Here is a 24,305-nt window from a genome sequence, read left to right on the forward strand (position 1 = left end):
CGGAACAGCCGGGGGTGGTGCAGTATGGGCCGGTGCGAAGAGGACTGGTTCACGCCCTGGCCTGGTCACTCGCCACCGGCGCGGCGGTCACCCTGTCCTGGTGGGGAGTGCACACGGTGCTGTCCGGAACCGTGTACGACCCGCCGCGCGCGCTGCCCGTGCCGCTCTGGGCCGCGGACGGGACGCACGACCCCGACACCGGTCCGCTGACCTCCTCGACCCGCCACCCCGGGCCCGGCGGGCCGTCCGCGTCCACCGCGCCGGCGACCGGGCCGAGCACCGGCCCGACGCCCTCGGCCACCCCGTCCGGAACGCCCTCCGGCACTCCGTCGCGGCGCCCGAGCCGGACGGCGGAGACCCCGGCGGCCCCGCCGCCGCGGACGGACTCCGGCCCGGACGCGGGCGGAGGCCCGGGGCCGGGCTCCGGCTCGGGTTCCGGTTCCGGTTCGAACGTGAAGAGCTATGCCGTGGACGGCGGCCGGGTCGCCTTCGACCTCGGGGAGGCCTCGGCCGAACTGGTCTCCGCGACGCCCGCCTCGGGCTGGCAGATGCAGGTGTGGAAGCAGACGACCTGGATCCGGGTGACCTTCACCCGGGACGGCCGCGAGCTGTCGGTCTTCTGCGTGTGGCACGACACCGCGCCCCGCGTGGAGATCGAGGACCGGGCGGTCTGACGCCCCGGCCGGAGGCGGCTCAGCGGAAGACGGACGCGGGCGGGGCCGGTGACGGCTTGGCGCTCGCGTCGGTGACCGGGGCCGCTCCCCCGGCGAAGTCGGCGAGGGCGCGCCCGTGTTCGACCCGGCCCGGGTGCGGGTCGGTGGCGACCCTGCGGGTCAGCTCGGCGACCGGGAGCTCCCGGTCGGAGGCGACCAGGACCGCGTTGCCGAAGCGGCGGCCGCGCAGCACGGTCGGGTCGGCGGCCAGGGCCAGTTCGGGGAAGACGGCGGCGGCCGTGGCGATCTGGCCGCGCAGATGGGCCAGCGGCGGGCCGTCGGCCAGGTTCGCCGCGTAGAGGCCGCCGGGCCGCAGCGCCCGCCGCACCTCGGCGAGGAACTCGGTGCTGGTCAGATGGGCGGGGGTACGGGCTCCGCCGAACACGTCCGCGACGATCAGGTCCGCCCAGCCGTCCTGGACCTTGGCGAGGCCGGCACGGGCGTCGGTGGAGCGGACCCGTATCCGGGCGCCCGGGTCGAGCGGCAGTTCCCGGCGGACGAACCGCACCAGGGCCTCGTCCAGCTCCACGACCTGCTGGGTGGAGCGGGGCCGGGTCGCGGCGACGTACCGGGCGAGGGTGAGGGCGCCGCCGCCGAGGTGCACGGCCTGGAGCGGGCGGTTCGGCGGGGCGGCGAGGTCCGCGACGTGGCCGAGGCGCCGCTGGTACTCGAAGGAGAGGTGCGTCGGGTCGTCCAGGTCGACGTGCGACTGCGGGGCGCCGTCGAGGAGCAGCGTCCAGGCGCGCGGGCGCTCCCGGTCGGGGACGAGTTCGGCGAGGCCGCCGTCGACGGTCTCGGAGACGGGGGCCGCTGCCGCCCGGTCGCGCTGCTTGTTCCTGGCCATCGGTCCATTATCGGACGATCGGACCGCGACCCGCGTGTCAGGGGCTCAGCGGCAGCCGTCGGCCGCCTCGATGAGCCGGGCCGCCTCGCCGAGCGCCCGGCGCAGGACGGCGGGGTCGGTGACCGGGTCGGTGTCGCCGGGGGGGAGCAGCCAGCCGGCCGGGCGGGGGGCGCCGCCGGCGGATTCCGGCAGCTCGGGCAGCTCCGGCAGCTCGGGGAGGCGCAGGCCCCGCCCCGAGGTGCGCGTACACGCGCTGCCCGGGACGTCCCAGGCGGCGGCGGTGCCGGGCGGCACCAGGAAGCCCAGGGTGTCGCAGGTGCCGTCGTGGACCACCGGGCCGACGGCGGGGGCGCCGGTGCGGCGCAGGATGTCGACGGCCTCCAGGCCCTGGCGGACGGGCACGGTGACCAGGTCCCAGGCTCCGGCGGCGGACTCCGCGTCGGCGCCCGGGGCGGGCGCGGGCCGGGCGGCCGACTGTGAACCGATCTCCGACATGGGAACCCTCCTCGCTCCATGAGGAGACACGTTCCGTCTCTCCTTACGGTTCAACGCCCGCGCGCGTCAACGGCTACGGCGGTTTCCCGCCGCAAAGGATGGCAGTTCATGGCAGATCGCAGGCGAGATATCCGATTTGTAGCCAAACTCCGCGTAGTCATTCGGTCACAGCGGGTACGTTTCTGCCGCCGGACCACCCGGCAGCACCAGGAGAGGGCTCGGCCATGGCGATGTCACGGGCAGTTCCCAACCTCGCCTTCCGCAGGCTCCGCGGACAGCAGTCGCCGGCGGAGTTCGCCGCGGCCGTCCGCCGGGCGGCGCGGGAGATCGGCGAACAGGTCGCGTGCGACGCCCGCTACATCGGGCGCGTGGAGGCGGGCGAGATCCGCTGCCCCAACTACGCGTACGAGCGGGTCTTCCTGCACATGTTCCCCGGACTCGGCCTCTCCGACCTGGGCTTCTCCGCGCGGGAGACGGTGCGCGGCCGGCGGCAGACCGTCCCGGCCGGGGCCTCGTCCCCCGCCGCCTCCACGACCCGGAACGATGAGGAGAGCGACGTGCTGCGTCGCGCATTCATGACGAGCGGCTCCGCCACCCTGGCGGCCGCCTCGCTGGGACTCGGCGGCCCCGCCGTCGCGATCCCCAGCCCCCGCGGGACCCACCGGATCGGCGAGACCGAGGTGCGGGCCGTCGAGGACGCCGTGCGGCGGATCCGGCTGCTCGACGACCGGCACGGCGCCGACGGGCTCTACAAGGCGGCCGCCCAGCCGCTCCGTACCGCGTACGCGCTGCTCGACGCCGGGACGGCGGCCCGCCGCTCCACCGAGGACCGGCTGCACGCGGGCGCGGGCGAACTCTCCCTCTCCGTCGGCTGGCTGGCGCACGACTCGGGCCGGCACGAGGACGCGCGCTCGCACTACGCCGAGGCCCTGGCCACCGCGCGCGTGGCCGGAAACTCCGGGAACGCGGCCCTGGAGGCGCACGCCTTCTGCAACACCTCGTTCCTGGCCCGGGACACCGGCCGGTACCGGGAGGCGGTCCGGGCGGCGCAGGCCGGGCGGCGGGCCGCGGAGCCCCTGGGCTCGGCCCGGCTGCTCTCCCTGCTCTCGCTGCGGGAGGCGTGCGGGTGGGCGGCGCTCGGCGACCGGTCCGCCTGCGAACAGGCCCTCGGCCGCGCCCACGCCTTCTTCGACCGGGGCCCGGCCGACGACGACCCCGAGTGGATGTCCTTCTTCGGGGAGCCGGAGCGGGAGGCGCAGGAGGCCCAGTGCTGGTCGGTGCTCGGCGACCGGGGCCGGGCCGTCCGCCACGCCCACCGGGCCACGGTCCTGCAGAACCCGCACTTCGCCCGGAACCTCGCGCTCTACCGCGCCCAGCTCGCCAGGGACCTGGCGCACGCGGGCCGTCCGGACGAGGCGGCGGCGGAGGCGCGGCGGGTGGTGGACTCCCTCGACGGCATCGCCTCGGCCCGCATCCGCGCACTCCTCGCGGAGACGGGCCGGGCGCTGGCGGTCCTCCGCTGAACCGAGGGGCTACTGCTCCAGGTGCCCGGTGTCGTTCCAGCGCTCGATCGCCGGGTCGCCGTACGCCCAGCCCAGGACCGAGAGGCTGGTCGGGTCGAGGCGGATGCGGGCGGCGAAGGACACGTCCTCGCCGAGCCAGCGGGCGCCGATGGAGCGCAGGATGTGCCCGTGGGCGAAGACCAGGACGTCCCGGTCGGCGGAGCGGGCCCACTCCACGACCTCGTCGGCGCGGTCCGACAACTGGGCCAGGGTCTCGCCGTCCGGGACGCCGTCGCGCCAGATGAACCAGTCGGCCTGCCGCTCCTTGATCTGGGGCGGCGTGAGCCCTTCGTACGCCCCGTAGTCCCACTCCATCAGGGCGTCCCAGGGCTCGGCCCGGTCGCCGAAGCCGGCGAGGGCGCAGGTCTCGCTCGCCCGGACCAGGGGGCTGGTGCGCACCTCCGTGCCGGGCAGGCCCCGCCAGGGGTCGCGGTGCAGGCGCTCGCCGAGCAGCTTCGCGCCGCGCCGCCCCTCTTCGAGCAGGGGTATGTCGGTCCTGCCGGTGTGCCGGCCGAGGAGCGACCACTCGGTCTGGCCGTGCCGGGCGAGCAGGATGCGCGGTGCCATGGGAAGGCTCTCCAGAGGTTCGCGGTGCGGACGTGCTCCTTCCATCATCACCCACCCGAATCCGGGGCGACACGCGGGCAACCCCCGGGCGCCGCCCGGCGTCCCCTCCCCCGGGCCGTACGCCCGACGGGAGCAAGCCTGACGGGAGGGGGACCTTGTCGATGCGCAAGCCACGCTGGTGGGCCGAGCTGTCGCTGATCGGGGTCGTGTACGCGGCCTACACCGGGGGGCGGCTGCTCGTGCGGGGCGACGAGGCCGAGGCCGTCGACCACGGGCTCGCGATCCTGCGCCTGGAGGGGCTGCTGGGGATCGACGCCGAGCGCCCCCTGAACCGGCTGTTCACGGACGTCCCCGCGCTCGGGATCCCGGCGGACTTCGCGTACGCCTCGCTGCACTACCTGGTCACCCCGGCGGTCCTGGTGTGGCTGTTCCGGCGGCGGCCCGCGCACTACCGGGCGGCCCGCGCGTGGCTGATGGCCGCCACCCTGCTCGGGCTCGTCGGCTTCACGCTCCTTCCGACCTGCCCGCCCCGGCTGCTCGACGCGGCGCACGGATTCACCGACACGATGGCGCACTTCAGCGCGTACGGCTGGTGGGGCGGCGAGGCCAGCGCGCCGCGCGGGCTCGGCGGGATGACCAACCAGTACGCGGCGATGCCCAGTCTGCACGTGGGGTGGGCGCTGTGGTGCGGGGTGATGCTGTGGCGGTACGGGCGGACTCCGCTCCCGAAGGCGCTCGGGGTCGCGTATCCGCTGCTCACGACGGTGGTGGTGATGGGCACGGCCAACCACTACCTGCTCGACGCGGTCGCGGGGGCGGCCGTGATGGGGGCCGGGTTCCTGCTCGCGCCGCACGCGCTGCGGGTGGTGGACCGACTGCGCGCGAGGGCGGGAGCAGGCAGAGGAACGGGGGAAGCCCCTCCGGTTGTCAGTGGGGGATGCGAGACTTTCGCGGGTGAGCACATCCCCGGACAGCGGTCCGTCGCGACCGCCGCAGACGACACGTCGACACCTGCTCGCTGAGCTGCGCGGACCGGGGGTCCCACCGCGTCCGCTGGACGCGCGGGCGCTCGCGGCGCTCGCCGCCAACCCCGGCTGCCGGCGGCGCGCCCTGCTCGACGGCGCGGGGGTCGACAAGTCCGCCCTCGCCGCGAAGCTCGGCTCCCCGGCCCCGTTCGGGCAGTCGCAGTTCGCGATCGTGCGGGGCAACTCCTTCGAGGCGAAGGTGAAGGCGGACGGCGGCCGCGAACTGCTGCGGCTGCTCGGGGTGGAGGAGCCCGCCGGGGTGTCCGTGCCCGACCTGTCGGCGGCCGGGCCCGAGGGCCGGGTGGCCCGTACGGCGCTCGCGCTGCGCGAGGCGACCGGGGCCGGCGGGTGGACGCTGCTCGACCACCCGCTGCTCGCCCTGGAGGTGGCGGGGTCGCCGGTCTACCTGGAGCCGGACGCGGTGGTGGTGCGGCCGGACGGCGGGTGGACGGTGGTCGAGATCAAGTCCTTCCCGACGATCGACGGTTCGGCCGACGCGGCGAAGGTCGGCGCGGCGGCCCGTCAGGCCGCCGTGTACGTGCTGGCCCTGGAGCGGGTGGCGGCGGTGACGGAGGGGGCGCGGGTGGCGCACTCGGTGCTCCTGGTCTGCCCGAAGGACTTCTCGAACGTGCCGACGGCCTCGGTCGTGGACGTGCGCAAGCAGCGGTCGGTGACGCGGCGCCAGCTGGACCGGCTCACCCGGATCGACGAGATCGCGGCCGCCCTGCCGGAGGGCGTCAGCTTCGACGTGGCGGAGCGCTCTCCGGAGGAGCTGACGGCGTCGGTGGAGTCCGTGCCCCACCAGTACGCGCCGGAGTGCCTGGCCGCCTGCGAGCTGGCCTTCCACTGCCGGGCGCGCTCGCGGGAGGCGGGCGCGGTGGAGACCCTGGGCCGTTCGGTACGGGGTGAGCTGGGCGGCCTGACGACGGTCGGCGCGGTCCTGGCGGCGGCGCGCGGCGAGGCGGGCGACCCGGACGACCCGGCGGTGGCGGCCCTGCGGCGGGCACGGGCGCTGCGCGAGGAGGCGCTGGCCTCGGCGCCCGCCCGCACTCCCCGGGAGGACGTCGAATGCCCCTGCTGACGCCCCTCTCCCGCACCGCGCCCCGGGAGGGCCTCGCATGTCGCTGATCTCCACACTGGCCCGGATGGAGGCCGTCGAGTCGGGGCGGGCGCAGCCGCTCGCCACCGTGCGGCACCGGCGCGTGTCCGAACGGCCGCTGGTCCTGGTGCCGTTGACCACCGCCGGCGAGGCGGGCGCCCCGCTGGGCGCGCTCGTCGGCACCGACCCCGAGGAGCCCCGGCTCCTGGTGGTGCCCCAGCCCCGCGACCGGGACCTGCGGTTCACGTTCCTCGCGGACCTGGCCGAGGAGGTCCTGCCGTACGTCGACGCGTTCACGGACGTCGTCGAGCTGGTGGAAAGGAACGAGACGGACGCCGAGACCGGCAAGAAGGTGCGGGTCGAGGTCGAACTGTGCGCGGACGCGCCGCAGTTGATCGTGCCGAGCCGGGCGGGCATCGAGTACGTACGGCTCCTCGGGCGGTCCACGCGGTTCCGGCGGACGGCCGAGCAGGACCCGGAGACGCCGTTCCCCGCGCCGCCGCGCGTGCCGCTGCTCGGGCGCTGGCTGACGCACTTCGGGGAGCGGGCCCGGGTGCCCGGCTCCTCGCTGCTGCTCGCGGCGACGGACCTGCTCAACCGGCACTGGGCGACCGGCCAGTCCTCCCTGGAGGACCAGCACCTGGGCGCGCTGCTCGCCTGGATCGACCCGGCGGACGGGGTGCCGGGCCGGGAGGGGGCGCTGCGGGCCGAGGCGGGCCGGGACGAGCGGGGGCAGCTCTTCTGCCCGCCGGCCGGGCCCGCCACGGACCCGGCCTTCGACAACCGGCTGCTCGCGCCCGCGATCGAGCGGTACGACCGGGCCCGGCAGGCGTCGGGCGCGGCCGAGGACCCCGAGGCGGCCGAGCGGGCCCTCGGCGAACTCCTCGCGGCCGAGCGGGAGGTGCGCCGGCTCGTCGTCTCGCAGCTGAAGCCGACGTGGGACGCGGTGTGGCGGGCGATCGGGCTGCTGCGGGAGCTGCCGGAGGGGGCCAGGGTCGAGGACCGCTGGACCCGGGACCGCTGGTCCTTCACCGCCCACCGGGACCGGGTCGCGGCCGGCGAGCCGCCGCAGCCGCGCCGGGACGACGCGGTGACGGCGGCGCAGAAGCTCGCGGCCCGCGAGCAGGCGCAGGGCCAGCTGGAGGCGCAGGAGGCCCTGGACGACCCGCTGGTCCTGGCGGGGCGGCGGCTCGCGGGCGAGGCGTTCGCGGCGGAGGTGGTGGAGGTGACCATGGCGTGGACGGAGTCGAAGCGGCCCGCGCCCCGGCCGCTGCTCACGGTCCGCACGGACGACCGGCCGCACCTGGCCGAGCGGGTGAGGGTGTACCGCTCGCTCGAAGGAAAGCCGCAGACGGCGGAGTTCGTGCGGTACGAGGAGGACGGCTCGCTGGTGCTGCGGGTCCTGGACCGGATGGGCCGGTCCAGGGAGCCGGCGGAGGGGTCGGTGCCGGAGAAGGGCGAGCGGATCGCCTGGACGCTCTTCGAGCACGACCAGCGGGGCGGGCCGAAGCTGCCGGACCCGGAGGAGACGCCCTGGACGCACGGCGGCCCGCCCCGGGCGGACGCCGTGGAACTGCCGGACCCCGTGACCCCGGAGGACGTGCTGTGAGCGTGTTCGCCCCTGTGACCGTGCTCGCCCCTGTGACCGTGTTCGATCCCGTGATGCCCGAGGACGTGCCGTGACCGTGTTCGACCCCTCCGCCGAGGCCGGCCGTGCGACGGCCGCCATCCTGGCGGACACCCTGCACGGCACCTCGCGGGGCGTGGTCGTGGACTCCCCGCCGGGCGCGGGCAAGTCGACGCTCGTCGTGCGGGCCGCCCTCGAACTGGCCGCGGCCGGGCGGCCCCTGATGGTGGTCGCGCAGACGAACGCGCAGGTGGACGATCTGGTGCTGCGGCTCGCCGAGAAGGAGCCGGACCTGGAGGTGGGCCGGCTGCACTCCAGCGACTCCGACCCGTACGACAAGGCGCTGGACGACCTGGAGAACGTACGGAAGTCGGCGAAGGCGGGCGATCTGGCCGGGCTTCCGGTGGTGCTCTCGACGGCCGCCAAGTGGGGGCACGTGAAGAACGTCGAGCCGTGGACGCACGCGATCGTGGACGAGGCGTACCAGATGCGGTCGGACGCGCTGCTCGCGGTGGCGGGGCTCTTCGAGCGGGCGCTGTTCGTGGGCGACCCGGGGCAGCTGGACCCGTTCTCGGTGGTGGGCGCGGAGCAGTGGGCGGGGCTGGCGTACGACCCGTCGGCGAGCGCGGTCTCGACCCTGCTCGCGCACAACCCGGAGCTGCCGCAGCACCGGCTTCCGGTCTCCTGGCGGCTGCCCGCGTCGGCGGCGCCGCTGGTGTCGGACGCGTTCTACCCGTACACGCCGTTCCGCAGCGGCACCGGGCACGGGGACCGGAAGCTGTCCTTCGGGGTGCCGTCGGACGGCTCGGGCCCGGACCGGGTCCTGGACGAGGCGGCCGAGTCGGGCTGGGGCCTGCTGGAGCTCCCGGCCCGGCACACCCCGCGCACCGACCCGGAGGCTGTGGGCGCGATCGCCCTGGTGGTGCGGCGGCTCCTGGACCGGGGCGGGGCGGCGGTCTCGGAGCGCGCGGAGGCCCCCGTGCCCCTGACGCCGGACCGGATCGCGGTCGGCACCGCCCACCGCGACCAGGCGGCGGCGGTCCGGGCGGCGCTCGCGGAGCTGGGAGTGTCCGGGGTGACGGTGGACACCGCGAACCGGCTCCAGGGGCGCGAGTACGACGTGACGGTGGTCCTGCACCCGCTGTCCGGCCGGCCGGACGCGACCGCCTTCCACCTGGAGACGGGCCGCCTGTGCGTCCTGGCCTCCCGGCACCGGCACGCGTGCGTGGTGGTGTGCCGCGCGGGCGTGGCGGAGCTCCTGGACGAGCACCCGTCGACGGATCCGGTCCAGCTGGGGGCGGCGGTGTCGTTCCCGGACGGCTGGGAGGCGAACCACGCGGTCCTCTCCCACCTGGAGGAGCACCGGGTGGTCTGGACGCCGTGATCCGCCGGGCGCGGACCGGGGCCCCGGCTCCGGTCGGGCGGTCGTCGCACCGCCCGAGGACCGCGGCCCCGGCTCCGGCTCCGGTCGGGCGGTCGTCGCGCCGCCCGAGGACCGCTGCCTCCGCCTGACGGAGACCGCGCGCGACGCCCGCGGGGTGGACCGCGACCAGGAGTTCTTCGGCGGGCTGCGGCTGCTGCGCGGCCTCGACGGCTGACACGGGGCGCGGGGGCGCGCGGCCCGGAGTTCGCGCCCTTGCGGGGCGCGGGACAATGGAGGACGGCCCGGGACTCCGGGCCGTGTCCGTGCGCGGCGGTGCCCGCGCGGGGGCGCGCCTGTGCGAGACCCGTACGAGACCTGCGCGAAGAGGAGAACGACGATGGCGGAATCCGCGGAGCGGGGCGGGCAGCGGCGGCTTCGGCCGGCGCCGCTGATCTTCGAGCCTGCCGAGGCGTCCGCCGATCCGGAGCACTTCTTCGACCTGGAGTCCCTGGAGGACCCCCGGGAGCTGCTGTCCCGGGCGACCGAGCTGACGCTCGCGTTCCGGGCCGCGGCGGACCGGGCGACCGAGTTCCAGGCGATCGCGGCGGCGCAGCTGGCCGATCCGCGCCGGTTCGACCGGCTGGAGGTGGCGGACGTCGCCGAACGGGCCCGGTGGACCGAGGACTACGCCCGCAAGATGATCGAGTTCGGCCGCGACCTCATCCGGGCGGACGGGCGGCCGACGGAGGACTGAGCCACCGCCGGGCGAGCTGGACGGCGCCGGGCGGGCGAGTCGGCGGAGGAGTGAGCCGCAGAGCGAGCGGGGCGGCACCGGGGCTCGCGAGGGCGCGGGGCGCGTAGCCGTCGTTCTGGGGCGTGGGGGCGCGAGGCGGGGGCGCACATGGCCGGAGGCGCGCGTGCTGACCGAAAAACCACCCCTGGCATATGCCGAGGGCGCACGATACTCCCCCGGCACCCCTGCTGTCCGGGATTTCGAGAACCCTCGGAAACCGTTCCGTCACTCCCGGTACACCTGGACGCATGACGACGTGGCTGCGCGAAGAGACCCCGCACGACATCTTCCGGTTCCTCCGGGAGGGCGACGAGGGGCGGCACCAGACGGCCCGGGTGACCGCCGACGGGGCCTCCTGGCTGGCTTCGGCCGCCGGTGGACGGGGGACCGCGCTCGCCCGCTGGGAGTCCCGGCCGACCTCGCCCGCCGCGCTGCCCTGCGGGACGGTCTTCGACGTCGTCAACGTGGACCCGGTCTTCGGGCGCCGGATGCTGGACCAGCTGTGGACGGAGGGCCCGGGGTCGGGGCCCGTCGCGGTCCACCGGGGCCGGATGATGCTGTTCGCCGCGCCCGGCACGGCCCAGCGGCTGCCCGCCCTGCTCGACTGGGAGGAGTGGAGCGAGGAGGTGCCCCGGCCGCTCTGCCACGGACTCGGCGACGCGGTGACCGTGCCGCCGCTCGTGCCCTCCGGCTCCGCCGGGCCCCGCTGGCTGGTCGCCCCCGACACCCTCCATCCGTGGCTGCCCGGCCCCGAGGTCGTGCTCTGGGCCTGCGTGCGGGCCGTCCGGGCGACCTCCGCCGCCGACGTGCGGGTATCGATTTTTCCTCCCGCCGATCCGGGTGCTAATGTCTACGACGTCAGCAGGCGCCGCTAGCTCAGTTGGTTAGAGCAGCTGACTCTTAATCAGCGGGTCCGGGGTTCGAGTCCCTGGCGGCGCACCGACGGAAGAAGCCCCCCCGGGCACGGTGAGGGTCTCGCCCTCCTCCAGCGGGGCGTCCGCGAGCGGCGGGTAGACCGAGCGCTCCCAGCAGGCCTCGGTGCGCGGGTGCGCGTCCACGACCTCGACCGGGCCGTCCCCGGAGGCCGTGGTGCCCCGCACCCGGTAGACGAGCACGCCCTCGGTGCAGGTCTCGGTGTTGTTCCCGGCGTCGGTCCTGGCCTCGACCACGAGGACGCTGTCGGGGCCGGTGCGGACGACCGCGAGCCGGGTGCCGAGCGCGCCGCCGTCCCCGGCCGGGGCGTCGGTCGGCTCCAGGCCGACCACCCGGGGCTCCGCGCCCTGGACGCAGGTCACCTGTGCGCGGGAGAGCCAGCCGAGCTTCCACTTGTGCCAGCCGAAGAGGTCCGGGGAGAGTCCGAACTGGCTGCCCATGACGTCCCAGTCGCCCACGTGGGTGTCCCAGTCGCCCTTGCCGTCCTCCGGCCGGTGGTAGAGGTCCGGCAGGTCGAAGACGTGGCCGGTCTCGTGGGCCAGGACGTTGCGGTCGGGCGGGTGCCTCTCGAAGACCGTGACGACCCGCCGGATCTCGGTGCCGTCGACCTCCAGCGGGCGGTCCAGGTTGACGACCTTGGTCGCGTCGGAGTCCACGCCCGGCGCGTCCGGGTCCGCGACCAGGTAGACGATGTCGTACTGCGAGAAGTCCACGTCCGCGTCGACGGCGGCGACCGCGTCGCGCAGGTACTCGGCCCGCTTCCCGGCGGCCCAGTCCCGCCGTATGTCGTACGCGCCCGACTCGCGGGGCATCGGGGTCCACGTCGTGCGGGCGTGCGGGGTCAGGGTGAAGCGCCCGTAGGAGGCGCGCGCGAAGAACTCGCTGGTGCCGGGGAAGTGGTCGGCGGCGAGTTCGGCCGGGGTGGTGAGCGGCTCGGAGTCCGGGAAGGACAGGAAGACCATGACCGCGTCGAGGTCCCGGTCCGGGCGGGGGTACGAGCCGTTCCAGGTGTCGAGCCCGAGCGAGTGGTGGGCCTGGGTGCGGGGCAGGGCGCAGGGGTTCGCGGCGGGCACGCCGACGGCGGGGCCCGCGACGAGCCCGGTGGCGGCCAGGGCGGCGAGCGAGGTGAAGGCGGCCGCGCCGGCGCGCAGCCGCGGGCGCCGCTCCGCTCCTCCGGGTGGCTGCTGACCCCTCACGTGGACCTCCGGATCACGAATGCGGGACACCTCACCCACCTTGTGATGATTTGCTTAATTTCGCACTTTTCCATTGCCCCGGTCGGGTGAGTGCGCGGTGCCGCGTCGACGCGACACGGACGAGAAAAGGTTCACGGAAAGTCACAATCGGTCACCCCTTCATCGACCCGTGTCAGAGCCGGGCAGAAACGATCGGGCAGGGTGGTCCGGTGGGGATCCTCACAGCGCCGGACGGCCTCCGGGAGCACCCCGGAGCTGGAACGGCCGCCCGGCCTGGCCCTATGATCGGCTCACTCTTCCTCGGCCGACCGTCCCGTCCCGATGCGACCGGCCCGACTGCACTACGGGAGCGAGCGGTGAGCGGAACCCCCGAAGGACCGGTGCACCCAGAGCCGGCGGAGACACACACGGCCGCGCCCGCCCTCACGGAGCGTGACGCCGGGCACGAGGACGTCGGGCGCGAGGACGTCGGGCGCGGAGGCGCCGACCGTCGGGACGCCGAGCTCCGCGACTACCGCGCCGCCTTCCGGGCCGCCCGGCTCGCCATGGCCCTCGTCGACCGGGACGGCGTGGTCGTCGCGGCCAACGACTCCCTGGGCGCCCTCCTCGGCACCGAGGCCGGGGCGCTGCGCGAGCAGTCCGCCGCCGACCTGGTCGACCTCGCCTCCGACGGGCGCACCTGGCACGCGTACCGCGAGGTGCTGCGCGGCCGCCGCTCCCGATTCCGCTGCACCCGCCGCCTCAAGCACGGCGACGGGCGCTCGCTGTGGGCCGAGGTCACCGTCTCCCCCGTGCCCGACGGGCGGCGGGTCCTGCTGTCGATCGCGGACATCAGCGACCGGCGCGAGCTCCAGGCGCGCCTGCGCCACCTCCAGATGCACGACCCGGTGACCCGGCTGCCCAACCGGACCCTCTTCTTCGAGCGCCTCGCGGCCGCCCTGGAGGAGGCCGCCGCACCCCGGGAGCCGCACGAGTCACACGAGTCGTACGAGTCGTACGGCTATGGCGGAACGGGGCGGATCGGCCTCTGCTACCTCGACCTCGACGGCTTCAAGGCGATCAACGACACCCTCGGCCATCGGGTCGGGGACCGGCTCCTGGCCGCCGTCGCCAGGCGGTTGACCGAATGCGCGGCCGGCGACGGCCACACCCGCGGCGGCGGCCACCTGGTGGCGCGGCTCGGCGGGGACGAGTTCGCGATCCTGGTCGAGGACTCCACCGGCACCGAGCAACTGGCGGACCTGGCGCGCTCGGTGCTCGACGCGCTCCAGGAGCCCTTCGACCTGGCCGGGCAGCGGCTCTCGGTCTCCGCCTCCATCGGCGTGGTCGAGCGCTCCGGCCGGGGGACGACGGCGACCGCCCTGATGCAGGCCGCCGACACCACGCTGTACTGGGCGAAGGCGGACGGCAAGGCCCGCTGGACCCTCTTCGACCCCGAGCGCAACGCCCACCGGATGACCCGGCAGGCCCTCTCCTCCACCCTGCGGCCGGCCGTGGAGGGCGGGGAGTTCGCCCTGGAGTACCAGCCGCTCGTGGACCTGGCCGACGGGGCCGTGCGCGGGGTGGAGGCGCTGGTGCGCTGGCACCACCCGCAGTTCGGCCCGCTCCCGCCGAATCGGTTCATCGGGATCGCCGAGGAGGACGGCTCCATCGTGGAGCTGGGCCGCTGGATCCTGCGCACCGCCTGCCGTCAGGCCCGGCAGTGGCAGAAGGACCACCCGCGCGAGCGCCCGCTCTTCGTGAGCGTCAACGTGGCCGTCCGGCAGGTCTGGGACTCCGACCTGGTCGCGGACGTGGCCGGCATCCTCGCGGAGACCGGGCTCGCCCCGCACCTGCTCCAGCTGGAGCTGACCGAGTCGGCGGTGATGGGCTCGGCGGGCCGGCCGCTCCAGGCGCTCCAGGCGCTGAGCGACATGGGGGTGCGGATCGCGATCGACGACTTCGGCACCGGCTACTCGAACCTCGCCTATCTGAGCCGGCTCCCGGTCTCCGTGCTCAAGCTGGACGGCTCGTTCGTGCGCGGCTTCCAGGACGAGGAGCACGCCAACGCGGCCGACGAGCTGATCGTCGAGGCGCTCGTGCAGCTCGCGCACCGGCTGGGGCTCACGGTCACCGCCGAGTGCGTGGAGACCGCCGGGCAGGCCAGCCGGCTGCGGCGGATCGGCTGCGACACGGGGCAGGGCTGGCTGTACTCGCGGGCGGTGGCCCCGGAGCGGATCGCGGAGCTGATCGGCGCGGAGCCGCTGCCGGCCTGAGCGGCGCGCCCCGGAGCCGTACGCGCGACGGCCCCGCCCGGGCGGCCGTCCCGGGCGGGGCCGTCCCCGCGCATGGAACTGCCCCCGGCCGGAGGGACATTCCGGGCGGGGGCAGCGGTCATGGGGGGCTCAGCGGGGGACGGGCGCTCAGCAGGCGCCGAGGTCCTGCCAGACGCCCCACTCGCCGGTGGTGCCGGGGGCCTCGTTCTGGGTCCACCACTTGGCCTTGTACTTGCGGCCGTTGTGGGAGACCTGGTTGCCGGTGTTGTAGACCGTGCCGGCGACGTACGCCGGGAGCGAGCCGCAGCCGGCCGGGGGCTCCGTGGTCGGCGGGGTGGTCGGCGGCGTCGTGGGAGGCGTCGTCGGCGGGGTGGTGGGCGGGGTGGTGGTGCCGCCGAGCGCGGTGTTGATCTGCTTCAGCAGGGTGGCGTTCTCGTCCAGGCCGAGCAGGGAGTACATCATCGCGCCGGCCAGGCCGCGCTGCTTGCCGTAGTCCACGCGGGCCTGGATGGACTTATGGTTCAGGCCGGTGAAGAACTCGCCGTTCTTGTAGAAGTACGAGGACTTCGACTGGTCGTCCCAGAAGGTGCTCGACGCGTTGTCGACGATGCCGCCGAGCTCCTTGTAGTGCGCGATGCCGGCCTGCTGGCTGAGCGGGCGGGCGCCGGAGCCGCCGGTGGCGGGCTGCGCGAGGCCGTTGGTGGTCCCGGCCGGGACGCCCTTCCAGCCGCGGTAGTAGAACTCGTAGCCCAGGGTCAGCTTGTTCGCGGGGAAGCCGCCCGCGATGCCGTAGGCCGGGTTGCCGTCGATCCAGGAGTCGATGGCCGTGTCGATGCTGTACTTCTCGGTGCCCGGCGCGATCGGGTCGGTCGGGTCGTTCGGGGAGGGGTACAGCGGGGACTGGTGGTACGTCGGCCCGTCGCCGTCCCAGGCGCCGTGCATGTCGTACGTCATGATGTTCGCGTAGTCGAGGTACGCGCCGATCTTGTCCGTCTCGATGTACTTGATCTTGTCCTGGCCGGCCGGGAGGGCCGCGGTCAGGAGGTACTTCTTGCCGCCGTTGGCCGCGCCGTAGGCGTCGAGCTGCTTGCGGAACTCGGCGAGCAGGAGGGTGAAGTTCTGCTTGTCCTCGGGGCCGTAGTGGTTGCCCAGGTGGCCGCCGGAGGAGCCCGGGTACTCCCAGTCGATGTCGATGCCGTCGAAGATGCCGGCCGCCGTGCCCGGTCCGCCGAAGCCGCCCTCGACCGGCAGGTCGCCCTTGAGGTACTGGTCGATGCAGGAGGAGACGAGCTTCTTGCGGCTCGCGTCCGTCTTGGCCGCGTCGTGGAAGTACTTGGAGTAGGTCCAGCCGCCCAGCGAGATGTTGATCTTCAGGTGGGGGTACTTCGCCTTCAGCTCCTTGAACTGGTTGAAGACGCCCACGATCGGCTGGTCCCACTTGTCGGCGACGCCGTCGACGCTGTCCGCCGCGCTGAAGGACTTCTGGTAGTCGGCGTACGAGTCGCCCGCACCGTCACCCGCGTTGGGGTTGTTGTCGTCACCCGCGGCCTTGTTGGCCATGAAACAGGTGAGGTTGGTGGGGTGGATGTTGCCGAACGAGTAGTTGATGACGTCCAGCTGGCTCGCGATGCCCCGGGTGTCGAGGTGCTTGGGGTAGAACGCGTTGCCGTAGACGCTCCACTGGTCGTAGTACGCGATGCGCACGTCGCCCGTGGCGGTGGTGGTCGGCGTGGGGGCCGCCTGGGCGGAACCGAGTCCGGCGGTCGCGGCGAGCGCGCCGGCGGCGAGGGCCGAACTCAGGAGCGCGGCGATCAATGACTTGCGGGGGTGCACGTGCGGCCTCCGGAGGGGGTACTGGGTGGTGCCGTACAGGAGCTGGAGCAGTGATATCCGCCGCGTGAACGGTGAGTCAATGGTCTGAACCAGATTGAGGACTAGACCAATTGGCGAGAGAAAGCCCTTGTCAGAGGCGTGCAGCACAAAACGGAACCGCTCGCCACCATCGGTGACGAGCGGTTTAAGGTTCCTTTAGGGAAGGCCCCGGGGGTCGTACGACCGTGAACCAGCCGGCCCAGGAAATCCGGGTTCCACCCGGCGGCCTCCGGCCCGGAACGGAAGCGCGGACTACTCGGCGAGCTCCGGCAGGTCGTACGCGTCCGCGACGAGTTCGTAGCTCCGCAGCCGCGCCTCCCCGCCGTGCGCGTTGGCCGTGAGCATCAGTTCGTCGGCGCCCGTGCGCTTGCGCAGGTCGTCCAGGCCCGTGCGGACCTCGTCCGGGGTGCCGTACACCACGTTCGCGAGCCAACCGTCCACGAACTCCCGCTCGGCGGGGCTGAAGGAGTACGCCTCCGCCTCCTCCGGCGTCGGCACCAGACCGGGCCGCCCGGTGCGCAGCCGCAGCATGGCGAGGGCCCCGGAGAGGACCTGGCGGTAGGCCTGGGCCGCCTCGTCGGCGGCCAGCGCCGAGACGCCGATCAGGGCGTACGGGGCGTCGAGCACCTCCGAGGGGCGGAAGGAGTCCCGGTAGAGGTCGAGCGCCGGGATCGTGTTCCGGGCCGAGAAGTGGTGGGCGAAGGCGAAGGGCAGCCCGAGCACGCCGGCCAGCCGGGCGCTGAAGCCGGAGGAGCCGAGCAGCCAGATCGGCGGGCGCCCCTTCGGGCCCTGCACCGGACCGGGCACGGCGTGGATGCGGGCGTACGGGTGCCCGTCCGGGAAGTCGTCGTCCAGGAACCGGGTCAGCTCCGCGAGCCGCTCGGGGAAGCCTTCCCCAAGCTCTCGACTTCGCTCGAGCAGGGGAGACCCCAATGCGCCCTCGTTCAGGCCCTCGGTGCGGCGCAGGGCGGCGGCCGTGGCGCCGTCGGTGCCGGGGGCGCGCCCGAGGCCGAGGTCGACCCGGCCCGGGGCCAGGGCCTCCAGGGTGCCGAACTGCTCGGCGACGACGAGCGGGGCGTGGTTGGGCAGCATGACGCCGCCCGAGCCGAGCCGGATGCGCCGGGTGTGGGCGGCGAGGTGGGCGAGGATGACCGCCGGGGAGGAGGAGGCGACGCCGGGCATGGAATGGTGCTCGGCCACCCAGTGCCGGTGGAAGCCGCGCCGCTCGGCGAGCCGGGACAGCTCGACGCTGGTGGCGAGGGCCTGGGACGCGGTCCGCCCGCTGCCGACGGTCACCAGGTCCAGTACGGACAGCGGTACGGACGCGGTTCCCCGCGCCTCTCCTCGAATGGTGTCGGTCACCGTCGGGACCCTCCTCGGCACACGTGCGAATACTGAGGGCGAGAACAGGAGGGGGTCTCCGTTTATTCCGCGCGCCCCTTCACGCGCTCCCCCGCACACCCATCACGCGCCTGCGGCACGCCTTCCGCACGCCCGTCGCGCGCCCCCCTTTCGCGCGCCCTCGGAGCGGCGACGGGTTCCCGCCACCCCCCTCCGGTGCGTTATCGGCCACCGGGAGGGGGTCGGACGCGTCCGCTTCCGCGCAGAAAATCTTCCGCCCGCACCGGTCCGAACGGACGCGCGAACACGGGGGCACACGCCCCTGACCTGAGGGTCTGCGGACCACGCGTGACATCGGCATATGCCAGAGTGGCGCGTCCCAGATGAGGGTCCGGATCCTCCGCATCATTCTCGCCAACAGCCGCCCCGTGGAGGGTCCTTGGCGGTTATCGTGGTACGAAAGCTTGCGGTCACAACCTGGTAGGGGGAAACCGTGGCGCTGAAGCCCGAGCCCACCGCGCCGTTCCACTCGGTCCAGTACGCCCTGCGCGTCCTGGAGACGGTCTCACGGCACGGCGGCGGAGTGACCGACGCCCAGATCGCCCGCGAGACCGGTCTCCCCGTCGCCCACCTCTCCTCACTGCTCCTGATGCTCCGCCGCGAGGGCTACGTCGAGCAGGTCGCCGACGGCGCCTACGTCGTCGGGGACTCCCTGGTCCTCCTCGGCTCCGGCCTGACCCGCCGCGAGGCCCTGGAGGCCAAGCTCCAGGAGACCCTGACCGAGCTGCGCGACTCCGTCGGCGCGGCCGTCTACATCAGCCGGTACATCGACGGCGAGGTCAAGATCACCCAGTTCGCCGACGGCCCGCGCACGCCCAAGGTCAACGAGTGGGTGGACTTCCGCTCGGCGGCGCACGCCAGCGCCGTCGGCAAGTGCCTGCTCACCCAGCTCGACCAGAACGGTCGGCGCGACCACCTCTCCCGCCACAAGATCGCCCGGCTGACCTCCCGGACCATCACCAGCGAGCGGATCCTCTTCTCCAAGCTCGACAGCCAGCCGGCCACCGTCCCCGTGCTCGACCTCCAGGAGTACGCGGTGGGCACGGTCTGCGCGGCCGTGCCGCTGACGGCGGGCGCGTCCGTGGGCTGCCTGGCGCTCTCCCTGCCGATCGAGCACGCCCACCGGCTGCGCGCGGCGGCCGACACCCTCAACCGCAGGGCCGCCCCGGTGGTCCTCTCGCTGGCCCTCTGACCCCGCTCCCGGGGTGCCCGGCGGGGCCCGGGGGGGCCGCCGGGGCGGGCGGTCACGAGCACCCCGGAGGACCAGGTAGTATTTTCTCTGTCAGCAGGCGCCGCTAGCTCAGTTGGTTAGAGCAGCTGACTCTTAATCAGCGGGTCCGGGGTTCGAGTCCCTGGCGGCGCACCGACGGAAGAAGCCCCAACTTCACGTCCGAGCAGGCGTAGAAGGCGTTCGCGGTGTCCGCGACCGTCCACACCGCCAGGATGAGGTGGCGGCCCGACTTGCCCGCCGGAAGGTTCCCGGAGTGCGAGAGGGTCGCCGGCGGCTGCTGGCTGTTGTAGGGGACGGTCAGGAACGGCTGGGGGTCGAGGGCGGCCCGGGTGAGGGGCTGGCTCGGGTTCCACCCGTTCTTGGTGATGTAGTACTTGAAGTCGGTGGTGCGGTGGCGGGCCGTGAACTGCCAGCGGAAGGTGTAGCTCTGTCCCGCCGTGACGCTCGTCGCCGGCCAGGTGCCGCCGCGCGGGTCGTCGAGCTGGGCGAACGGACCGTTGCCGCCGGCGCAGATCTTCCCGTCGGCGGGCCCGCCGGCCGGGAAGCCCTTGGGCCCCTCGACCGACTGCGGCTCCCACTGGATGTTGCCGCAGTTGGTCACGGTGCCGTTGGCACAGAGCTTCTGGCGGCTGATCGGCGAGTCGGTGTAGCCGTGGCTGCCGGCGCTGCCGGTGCCGAGGAGGGTGACGCCGGCGACGCCGAGCGCCACCGCCGTCGCGCCTATGGATTTCTTGCGCATGCTGTCGCTCCAGAGAACGTGGGGGGGGTTCTGTCGGGCCGTGCTGCACGCGTGCAGGTGGTGCGGGTGGTGCGGGTGTTTTCTCGTGCTTCGTTCCGCGTCTCCTCGCCGTACGACGATGACGCGTTTTGGTCTGGACCAAGTACCAAGGTATGGACGGAACTTGTCGCTGTCCATCCCCTCAGGCACCCTCGGCGGAAGACGCCCTTCCCGTGTAGAACGCCACCGTCAGGTCCTTGACCAGCGCCTTGCGCTCGTAGTCGTCGAGCTCCACCAGACCACGACTGGTCAGCCGGTGGACCACGTCGTCCACCGCGTCCACGACCGACGTCAGGACGGCGTCCCGGTGCTTCGCGTCGAGCGCCGCGATCCGGCTGCGCCGCATCGCCGTCGCGACCTCGGGGGCGTACTCGATCCGCGTCGGCTGCGCCGAGAAGACGTCCAGACCGACCGGCGCGCACTCCGCCGACAGCATCCGCGTCAGGGCCTCGCCGACCGCCTCCGCGTCCCGGAGCGTCGGGGCGTCCTCGTGGAACGCGTCCGCCGGGAGCTGTGAGAGCACCCGGGCCATCGCCGCCTCCACCTGCTCCCGCAGGTACTCCTCGTGGCCGTCGACCCCGAGCGACGCGCGGACCGTGTCCCGGACCCGCCAGACCACCAGGACGACCACGTCGAGCGCCGTGCCCCGCGCGTCCACGGCCGGCAGCGGCTCGCTGCGCCAGTGCCGGAGCCGTACGTCCACCCGGCGGCGCAACAGCAGCGGACTGACCCAGATCAGGCCGGTGCGGCGGACCGTGCCGCGGTAGTCCCCGAACAGCGTCAGGACCCAGGCGTATCCGACCCGGCCCCGGCCGAGGCCGCCGAACGCGAAGAGGACGGCCACGACGCCGAGGGCGAGCAGGGCCCACTGGCCGAGGTGGACGCCGTGGTACGGGCGGACCGGCAGCCGCAGCATCCGCGCCGCCTCGGCGGGCACCGCTCCCGTCCACCACACGATCGCCGCGCACCAGGCGAGCGCCAGGGCCCCGGCGACCGCCCCGACCCAGCCGGGCAGCACCGCCCCGGGGCGCTCGACGAGGGCCGGGTCGGCGGTGGGGGCCGGGCGGGAGGAGGGCGGCGGGGCCGCGTGCCGGGCCCTGCCCTTCGCCGCCGCGCCGGCCCGGTCCGGGGCCGGGGTCTTCGACGGGCCGGGGACGCCGGGCCCGCGGGTCCTCCCCGGGGCGGCGGGCGCGGCCATGGCGACGGTGTCGGGGCCGCCGTCGTCGTCCTTCGCGCCGGGGGCGGCGGCGGTCTCCGGTTCGTCCCGGAAGAGCAGGTGTACGGGGATGGAGCCGGTGGTCTCGGTCCCGATCACGTTCCTGCGCCGGGCCACCCGCACCACCCCGGCGACGGGCAGGGCGACGGCGGCGACGCGGGCGCCCCTGATCCGCCCGAAGTCGGGGGCGGGGTCCCCTCCGGGGGCGGGGCGGTCCTCCGCGGGGGCCGGCGGTGCGGACACGGGGGGCACGGGTGCCTTCGCCGGGGCGGGGGAGGCGGAGGCCTGTGTCCCGGTGGCCGGTTTCGTCCGTGCGGACGGGGCCGGCGCCTTCTGCGGGGCGGTACGGGTCGGCACCTCGACGCGCGCCGCCGGCGCCGCGCCCCCGGGGCGGGCCCCGGTGGGCTCCCCCGGCGGGGACGTACGGGCGGGCTTCTCGACGGGTGCGCCCGGCACGGCCCCCTTCGGCGGGGAGGTGCGGACCGCCGTCCGCACGGCGGTGGCGGCCGGGGGCCCGGCCACCGGGACGGAAACGGAGCCCGCCGCCGCGCTCGGAGCCGTACCGGACGCGGAACCCGCGCCCGTGCCCGGCTCCGTACCGGAAACGGAACCACCCGAACCGCCCACAGGGACGGAGACCCCGGCCGGGGCCGAGGCCGGAGCCGGAGCCGGAGCCGAGGCCGGGGCCGGGGCCGGAGCCGGGGCCGCCGAAGCCTGTGCGGCCGGGGCGTCGGCCTTCGGGCCCGAGGGGGCGCCCGCCACCGGGGCCGCCGGAGCACCGGCCGCGCGGCCCGGCGAAGCACCGGCCGCCGGGGCCGCCGGAGCATCGGACGCCGGAGCATCAGGTGCCCGGCCCGCCGGAGTGCCGGTCGTCGGAGCCGCCGCGGCATGGGCCACCCGGCCCGCCGAAGCGTCGGTCACCGGGGCTGCCGGAGCACCGGGCGCCCGGCCCGCCGGAGTGACGGCCACCGGGGCCGCCGGAGCGCCGGCCGCGCGGCCCGACTCGGTACCGGCCACCGGGGTCGCCGGGACATCGACCGGCCGGCCCGCCGGAGCACCGGCCACCGGAGCCGCCGGAGCGTCGACCGCCCGGCCCGCCGGAGTAACGGTCGCCGGGGCCGCCGGAGCGTCGACCGTCGAGGGAGCCGGAGCAGTCGGCCCCGGGCCCGTCCGGTCGGCCGGTGCCGGGTCCGACAGGGTGGTCGAAGCCGGCGGACCGGCCGGGGTCGAGGTCGGCGGGGCGGCCGGGGACGAAGCCGGTGGACCAGCCGGGGACGGGGTCGGCGGACCAGCCGGAGACGGGGTCGGCGGACCAGCCGGGGACGGGGTCGGCGGACCAGCCGGAGACGGGGTCGGCGGACCAGCCGGGGTCGAAGCCGGTGGACCAGCCGGGGTCGAAGCCGGTGGACCAGTCGGGGACGGGGTCGGCGGGGCGGCCTGGGGCGGGGCCGTCCGGTCGGCCGGCTGCGGGGTCGGGCGGTCCCCCGGCGGTGGTGTGCGGGGCGGGTTCGTCGGGGGCGGGGACGTGCGGGGAAGGGTGCCGTCCGTCAGGCGTCTCGCCGTGCGGGCCGCGTCGCGCGAGGCCGCCGCGCCGGAGTCCGCGGGGTTCGGGGTCGGTGCCGTCATTCGGGGTCCACCTCATGCTCTCGGGGTCATCGGAACAAGCGCCGCCAGGTCTCCGGGCCCGGGTAGCCGTCGGCCGCTCCGCCGCGCCAGCCCTGTGCCCGCTGGAACGCCTCGACGTTGCGGCGGTCCGCCTCCGTCCAGCGCGGATCGGGCCCCGACAGGTAGTGCTTGCCGAAGCCCCGCTTCACCAGTTGCTTGCCCAGCTTCTCCACATATGCGTTGGATCGGCCCGGACGGAAGTAGCCACGCCCGGGAAAGGGCGCCGCATGCGCGCTCGGACCGCCCGAACCACTCGAACCGCCGATGCTCCGGCCCTTGCCGGTCACGAGCAGTTCCCACGTGTCGGGGCCGGGCAGGCCGTCCGCCTCCTTGCCCTTCCACCCCTGCGCCTGCTGGAACGCCCGGGTCGCCCGCCGGTCCGCCTCGGTCCACCGCGGGCCGGGCCCCACGGCGTAGAACTTCTTGCCGCCGCGCGCGACGAGCAGCTGCCCGAGCCGGGTGACGTACGCGTTGTTCCTGCCCGGTCCGAACTTCGCCGCGCCGGGGAACGGCGGCACCGCGGTCGTCTCCCCGCCCCCGGCGCCGGTGCCGTCGCCGCTCGCCACGCCCTTGTAGCGGTAGGCCACGTACCGGTCGGAGTTCTCCCAGTACGCCATCGGCGTCGTCTTCTTCCGCGCGCGCGGCTCGGTCTGCTCGTACGCGGTGTAGGAGGTGTGCGCGGGATCGGTCCAGCCGCCGAAGATCGTGACGTGCGAGCCCCGGTTCGGAGCGGCCGGGTTGTGGAAGAGCAGGATGTCGCCGGGCTGGAGGTCGGCGCGGTCGATCCTCTCGCCGAAGCGGTCGAGGCTGCCGGTCCACTCGTTGTTGCGCAGGTTCCAGGCCATGGAGATGTAGCCGGAGCAGTCCTGGCGGTACCCGTCCGTCCAGTACTTCTCCATGGAGTACGGGACCTGCGCGGCCACCCACAGCTTGGCGCGGTCGATGATCTCGGCGCGGGTCGTGGGCCGCAGCGCGTCGGTCGCGGTCTGGCCCGTGGTCGGGCCGGGGCCCGGTGCGCCGTGCAGCGGCTCCCGCCCGCCCTGCGGCGTGTCGGGCCCGACGGCGGGCTCGGGCGCGGTTACGGGGGTGGGGTCCGGGGGCGTCGTCCCTTCTTCTTCCGGGGCCGTTCCCTCCGGGTCCGCCGGGTCCGCCGGGTCCGTCTCCGTGAACACGTCGCCCGACACGCCGACCGCCACCTCGGCCGACACACCGGTCGACACCTCCGTCGACACGTCGACCGTCACGTCCACCGACACCCCGGCCGTCGTCCCCCCGGTCGCCGTACCGCCCGGCGGCGGCGCGTCGGACGGCTTCGTGTCCGTCGGCGCCCCCGTCGGGCGGGAGAGGGGAGCCGCGGCGCCGGCCCCGCCGCCGCCCAGGACCACCCCCGCCGCCGTCATCAGGACCAGGGCGCGGCGGGCGCCGTGGGCCGCCGGGTGGCCGCCCGACCGGACCGGCAGGCCGAGGGCGAGGTCACGCCGCTGCCGGGCACAGCCCGGGCAGGCGCAGTCGGCCGCTGGTTCGAACTCCTCGAAGACCGGCACGCTCATGCGATTCCCCTCCACACTCGTCACGGTCTTCCGACCGTCGTTTGGGGCCTCAATGTCACAACTGTTCCGATAAATCACATTTTGACGGAACGAAGGACCGATACGACCGTCCGACAGGCC

The 24,305-nt window shown here is 74.8% G+C and carries 18 protein-coding genes, 2 tRNA genes and 2 pseudogenes; 12 read left to right on the top strand and 10 right to left on the bottom strand.

Annotated elements, in window-relative coordinates:
- The first annotated feature begins 32 nt into the window (after nucleotides 1-32).
- On the top strand, nucleotides 33-674 hold the full coding sequence (locus tag OO47_RS23720) for a hypothetical protein (RefSeq protein WP_030210272.1): 642 nt from the start codon (nucleotides 33-35) through the stop codon (nucleotides 672-674).
- Between the two features lie 19 nt (nucleotides 675-693).
- On the opposite strand, the gene OO47_RS23725 is transcribed toward OO47_RS23720, so the two are convergent.
- Nucleotides 694-1,557: a spermidine synthase gene (locus tag OO47_RS23725; RefSeq protein WP_030210269.1), complete on the bottom strand. Its 864-nt coding sequence runs from the start codon at nucleotides 1,555-1,557 to the stop codon at nucleotides 694-696.
- A 45-nt stretch (nucleotides 1,558-1,602) separates the two neighbouring features.
- A complete protein-coding gene (locus OO47_RS23730; RefSeq protein ID WP_030210267.1) occupies nucleotides 1,603-2,052 on the bottom strand; it encodes a hypothetical protein in 450 nt (149 codons plus the stop codon).
- A gap of 224 nt (nucleotides 2,053-2,276) precedes the next feature.
- Here OO47_RS23730 and OO47_RS23735 point away from each other — a divergent pair, with 224 nt between their 5' ends.
- Nucleotides 2,277-3,575 carry a hypothetical protein gene (locus OO47_RS23735; RefSeq protein WP_030210265.1) on the top strand — a complete coding sequence of 433 codons (1,299 nt, stop codon included), beginning with the start codon at nucleotides 2,277-2,279 and terminating at the stop codon, nucleotides 3,573-3,575.
- 9 nt (nucleotides 3,576-3,584) lie between these two features.
- Here the strand turns inward: OO47_RS23735 and OO47_RS23740 are convergent, their stop codons facing one another.
- On the bottom strand, nucleotides 3,585-4,181 hold the full coding sequence (locus tag OO47_RS23740; protein WP_030210262.1) for a histidine phosphatase family protein: 597 nt from the start codon (nucleotides 4,179-4,181) through the stop codon (nucleotides 3,585-3,587).
- A 161-nt stretch (nucleotides 4,182-4,342) separates the two neighbouring features.
- On the opposite strand from OO47_RS23740, the gene OO47_RS23745 reads away from it, so the two are divergent.
- From OO47_RS23745 to OO47_RS23770, 7 genes are all read left to right on the top strand, one after another.
- On the top strand, nucleotides 4,343-5,203 hold the full coding sequence (locus OO47_RS23745; protein ID WP_030210259.1) for a phosphatase PAP2 family protein: 861 nt from the start codon (nucleotides 4,343-4,345) through the stop codon (nucleotides 5,201-5,203).
- Nucleotides 5,136-6,287 (top strand): hypothetical protein, encoded by a 1,152-nt coding sequence (locus OO47_RS23750; protein ID WP_030210257.1) that lies wholly within the window; start codon nucleotides 5,136-5,138, stop codon nucleotides 6,285-6,287. The genes OO47_RS23745 and OO47_RS23750 overlap by 68 nt, the downstream gene beginning before the upstream one ends.
- 37 nt (nucleotides 6,288-6,324) lie before the next feature.
- Complete coding sequence (locus OO47_RS23755; RefSeq protein WP_030210254.1) at nucleotides 6,325-7,914, top strand: hypothetical protein; 1,590 nt, start codon at nucleotides 6,325-6,327, stop codon at nucleotides 7,912-7,914.
- Between the two features lie 70 nt (nucleotides 7,915-7,984).
- Nucleotides 7,985-9,316, top strand: a complete 1,332-nt coding sequence (locus tag OO47_RS23760) for an AAA domain-containing protein (protein ID WP_030210252.1) — start codon at nucleotides 7,985-7,987, stop codon at nucleotides 9,314-9,316.
- Nucleotides 9,317-9,692: 376 nt separating this feature from the next.
- Nucleotides 9,693-10,049, top strand: coding sequence for a hypothetical protein (locus OO47_RS23765; RefSeq protein WP_030210249.1), 357 nt, complete (start codon nucleotides 9,693-9,695; stop codon nucleotides 10,047-10,049).
- Between the two features lie 287 nt (nucleotides 10,050-10,336).
- Nucleotides 10,337-10,963, top strand: coding sequence for a hypothetical protein (locus OO47_RS34465; RefSeq protein WP_063831927.1), 627 nt, complete (start codon nucleotides 10,337-10,339; stop codon nucleotides 10,961-10,963).
- Nucleotides 10,954-11,027, top strand: a tRNA-Lys gene (locus OO47_RS23770). The genes OO47_RS34465 and OO47_RS23770 overlap by 10 nt, the downstream gene beginning before the upstream one ends.
- Here OO47_RS23770 and OO47_RS34080 read toward each other — a convergent pair.
- A pseudogene (locus tag OO47_RS34080) lies at nucleotides 11,003-12,217 on the bottom strand (M6 family metalloprotease domain-containing protein); the annotation flags it as partial. The gene OO47_RS23770 and the pseudogene OO47_RS34080 overlap by 25 nt on opposite strands.
- A 356-nt stretch (nucleotides 12,218-12,573) precedes the next feature.
- Here OO47_RS34080 and OO47_RS23785 point away from each other — a divergent pair.
- Nucleotides 12,574-14,472, top strand: a complete 1,899-nt coding sequence (locus OO47_RS23785) for a putative bifunctional diguanylate cyclase/phosphodiesterase (RefSeq protein ID WP_030210242.1) — start codon at nucleotides 12,574-12,576, stop codon at nucleotides 14,470-14,472.
- Between the two features lie 147 nt (nucleotides 14,473-14,619).
- Here OO47_RS23785 and OO47_RS23790 read toward each other — a convergent pair whose 3' ends face one another.
- A complete protein-coding gene (locus tag OO47_RS23790; RefSeq protein ID WP_030210239.1) occupies nucleotides 14,620-16,305 on the bottom strand; it encodes a glycosyl hydrolase family 18 protein in 1,686 nt (561 codons plus the stop codon).
- A 291-nt stretch (nucleotides 16,306-16,596) separates the two neighbouring features.
- A complete protein-coding gene (locus OO47_RS23795; RefSeq protein WP_030210222.1) occupies nucleotides 16,597-17,706 on the bottom strand; it encodes an LLM class flavin-dependent oxidoreductase in 1,110 nt (369 codons plus the stop codon).
- Nucleotides 17,707-18,178: 472 nt separating this feature from the next.
- Between OO47_RS23795 and OO47_RS23800 the strand changes: the two genes are divergently transcribed.
- Both OO47_RS23800 and OO47_RS23805 read left to right on the top strand, forming a co-directional pair.
- Nucleotides 18,179-18,937: an IclR family transcriptional regulator gene (locus OO47_RS23800; protein WP_030210220.1), complete on the top strand. Its 759-nt coding sequence runs from the start codon at nucleotides 18,179-18,181 to the stop codon at nucleotides 18,935-18,937.
- 97 nt (nucleotides 18,938-19,034) lie between these two features.
- Nucleotides 19,035-19,108: transfer RNA gene (locus tag OO47_RS23805), tRNA-Lys, on the top strand.
- On the opposite strand, the gene OO47_RS34085 is transcribed toward OO47_RS23805, so the two are convergent.
- From OO47_RS34085 to OO47_RS23820, 4 genes and pseudogenes are all read right to left on the bottom strand, one after another.
- Nucleotides 19,074-19,715, bottom strand: coding sequence for a lytic polysaccharide monooxygenase auxiliary activity family 9 protein (locus OO47_RS34085; RefSeq protein ID WP_051736407.1), 642 nt, complete (start codon nucleotides 19,713-19,715; stop codon nucleotides 19,074-19,076). The two genes, OO47_RS23805 and OO47_RS34085, sit on opposite strands and share 35 nt — an antisense overlap.
- 181 nt (nucleotides 19,716-19,896) lie before the next feature.
- Nucleotides 19,897-21,312 (bottom strand): annotated as a pseudogene (locus tag OO47_RS36385) (SPFH domain-containing protein); the annotation flags it as partial.
- A 499-nt stretch (nucleotides 21,313-21,811) separates the two neighbouring features.
- Complete coding sequence (locus OO47_RS38040; protein WP_051715665.1) at nucleotides 21,812-22,612, bottom strand: hypothetical protein; 801 nt, start codon at nucleotides 22,610-22,612, stop codon at nucleotides 21,812-21,814.
- Nucleotides 22,613-22,622: 10 nt separating this feature from the next.
- Nucleotides 22,623-24,185 carry a peptidoglycan-binding protein gene (locus tag OO47_RS23820; protein WP_030210211.1) on the bottom strand — a complete coding sequence of 521 codons (1,563 nt, stop codon included), beginning with the start codon at nucleotides 24,183-24,185 and terminating at the stop codon, nucleotides 22,623-22,625.
- Between the last annotated feature and the right edge of the window lie 120 nt (nucleotides 24,186-24,305).

It is taken from the genome of Streptomyces bikiniensis (assembly GCF_000716625.1).
Taxonomy (GTDB): domain Bacteria; phylum Actinomycetota; class Actinomycetes; order Streptomycetales; family Streptomycetaceae; genus Streptomyces; species Streptomyces bikiniensis.

Excerpts from the sequence above, each read along its gene's own strand:
- OO47_RS38040 (WP_051715665.1), bottom strand. The coding sequence starts at position 22,612 with ATGAGGTGGACCCCGAATGACGGCACCGACCCCGAACCCCGCGGACTC.
- OO47_RS34085 (WP_051736407.1), bottom strand. The coding sequence starts at position 19,715 with ATGCGCAAGAAATCCATAGGCGCGACGGCGGTGGCGCTCGGCGTCGCC.
- OO47_RS23735 (WP_030210265.1), top strand. The coding sequence starts at position 2,277 with ATGGCGATGTCACGGGCAGTTCCCAACCTCGCCTTCCGCAGGCTCCGC.
- OO47_RS23740 (WP_030210262.1), bottom strand. The coding sequence starts at position 4,181 with ATGGCACCGCGCATCCTGCTCGCCCGGCACGGCCAGACCGAGTGGTCG.
- OO47_RS23765 (WP_030210249.1), top strand. The coding sequence starts at position 9,693 with ATGGCGGAATCCGCGGAGCGGGGCGGGCAGCGGCGGCTTCGGCCGGCG.
- OO47_RS23755 (WP_030210254.1), top strand. The coding sequence starts at position 6,325 with ATGTCGCTGATCTCCACACTGGCCCGGATGGAGGCCGTCGAGTCGGGG.
- OO47_RS23725 (WP_030210269.1), bottom strand. The coding sequence starts at position 1,557 with ATGGCCAGGAACAAGCAGCGCGACCGGGCGGCAGCGGCCCCCGTCTCC.
- OO47_RS34465 (WP_063831927.1), top strand. The coding sequence starts at position 10,337 with ATGACGACGTGGCTGCGCGAAGAGACCCCGCACGACATCTTCCGGTTC.
- OO47_RS23820 (WP_030210211.1), bottom strand. The coding sequence starts at position 24,185 with ATGAGCGTGCCGGTCTTCGAGGAGTTCGAACCAGCGGCCGACTGCGCC.
- OO47_RS23730 (WP_030210267.1), bottom strand. The coding sequence starts at position 2,052 with ATGTCGGAGATCGGTTCACAGTCGGCCGCCCGGCCCGCGCCCGCCCCG.
- OO47_RS23745 (WP_030210259.1), top strand. The coding sequence starts at position 4,343 with ATGCGCAAGCCACGCTGGTGGGCCGAGCTGTCGCTGATCGGGGTCGTG.